Annotated in this window: 1 protein-coding gene and 1 pseudogene; both read left to right on the top strand. The window is 65.4% G+C overall.

Annotated elements, in window-relative coordinates; translation table 11 throughout:
* Nucleotides 1-500: pseudogene (locus EOA33_RS34410) on the top strand (NUDIX hydrolase); the annotation flags it as partial.
* A gap of 16 nt (nt 501-516) precedes the next feature.
* A complete protein-coding gene (locus EOA33_RS34415; protein ID WP_126054299.1) occupies nt 517-1,692 on the top strand; it encodes an MFS transporter in 1,176 nt (391 codons plus the stop codon).
* Nucleotides 1,693-1,862: the final 170 nt, after the last annotated feature.

Genomic DNA, 1,862 nt, shown 5'->3' on the forward strand with positions numbered 1-1,862 from the left:
ACCCCCAGGAAGAAGCGAACCTGACCGCTGGCCTCGGCCGCACCAGCGTGGCCCGCGCCCGTGCCATCGCGCTTTCGGCGATTCGCGAGACCTATGAGGAAGCCGGCCTGCTCATCGGCCGCAAAGGCGCCTTCACCACCACCAGGCGCGACTGGCAGGGCTTTGCCGAACATGGCGTCGTACCCTCGCTGGATGCGCTGCGCTTCATCGCCCGCGCGATCACGCCGCCGAACCGGGTGCGTCGCTTCGACACGCGCTTCTTCAGCGCCTGGCGCGGCGACGTCGCGGTTGAACTGGCTGATGGCGGCCCGACCAACGAGCTGGAGGAACTGGTCTGGCTGCCGCTCGCCAAGGCCAGGCAGGCCGATATCCCCGACATCACCGGGATGATCCTGGACGAGCTGGCAAAGCGGCTCACCGATGATCCGCTGCTGCATCCGGGCGGCTCGGTGCCTCTCTACCGGCGTGTCCGCAACCGCTTCACCCGCGAAATCCTCTAGGCTATTCAGGCATCCCATGACGGTCGATACCCAACAACAGGGCGAGGAACGCGTACACTGGCTACCGATGATCGCTGCCATCTCCTCGATCAGCGTCGTCGGCATCGCCATCGGCCTCGGTATGCCGCTGCTCAGCGTCATCCTGGAAACGCGTGGTCATTCGGCCTCGATGATCGGCCTCAACACCGCCGTCGCCGGCCTTGCCTCGATCGCCGGAGCGCCGCTCGCCACCCCGCTCGCCATGCGCCTCGGTGTCGCCTGGACGATGCTGCTGATGATTGCCGCCGGCGCGCTTGCCTTCGTCGGCTTCCATTTCGCGCCGGATTTCTGGATGTGGTTTCCGCTCCGCGTCGTGCTGCATATCTCGTTGACGGTGCTGTTCATCCTGTCCGAGTTCTGGATCAGCACGTCGGCGCCGCCGCACCGGCGGGGCCTGGTGCTCGGCATCTACGCGACCGTGCTGTCGCTCGGCTTCGCCGCCGGGCCATGGCTGTTTGCCCATCTCGGCAGTGCCGGCTTCCTGCCCTTCGGCGTGACCATAGGCCTGGTGACGCTGGCCGCCATTCCGGTGCTGGCGGCGCGCGACGAGAGCCCGACGATCGTCGCCGACAGCGAGACCAGCCACTTTCTCCGCTACATCTGGCTGGTGCCGACCGCGACCTTCGCGGTGCTGGTGTTCGGCGCCGTCGAGACGGGCGGTTTTGCGCTGTTCCCCGTCTATGGCAACCGCATCGGCTATTCCGAGGCGGACGCTGCCCTGCTGCTCACCATGATCGGCCTTGGCAACGTGCTGCTGCAGATTCCGATCGGCATGATCAGCGATCGCGTTTCCGATCGCCGTCATCTGCTGCTGGCCTGCGCCGCCGTCGGGCTTGCCGGCACGATCTTCATGCCGCATTTCGCCAGCAACTGGCATTTGATGGCCGCCCTTCTGTTCGTCTGGGGCGGCGTGGTCGCCGCCCTCTACACGATCGGCCTTGCCCATCTCGGCTCGCAATTGTCGGGCCATGAGCTTGCCTCGGCCAATGCCGCTTTCGTGCTCTGTTACGGCGTCGGCATGGTGCTTGGCCCGCAGGCGATCGGTGTCGGCATGGATATTTTCGGCCCCTCCGGCTTCGGCTGGTCGCTCGGCCTGTTCTTCGCCGCCTATATCGCGCTGGTCGGCGTCCGGCTGATCCGCAAGGTCCTGTAGAATCACATCACGCTGCTGACATCACCGTGTCAGGAGCACCCCTGCTATACCGACCCTCCTCAAGCAGGGAGACGTCTTATGATCGACAGTGGCTTCGAAACCAAATCCGTGCGGATGCAGTTGTTGCTGCTCGTCAGCTTCCAGGCGCCATCAGCCGATGTCGACCGCAT

It is taken from the genome of Mesorhizobium sp. M4A.F.Ca.ET.050.02.1.1 (assembly GCF_003997725.1).
GTDB lineage: Bacteria > Pseudomonadota > Alphaproteobacteria > Rhizobiales > Rhizobiaceae > Mesorhizobium.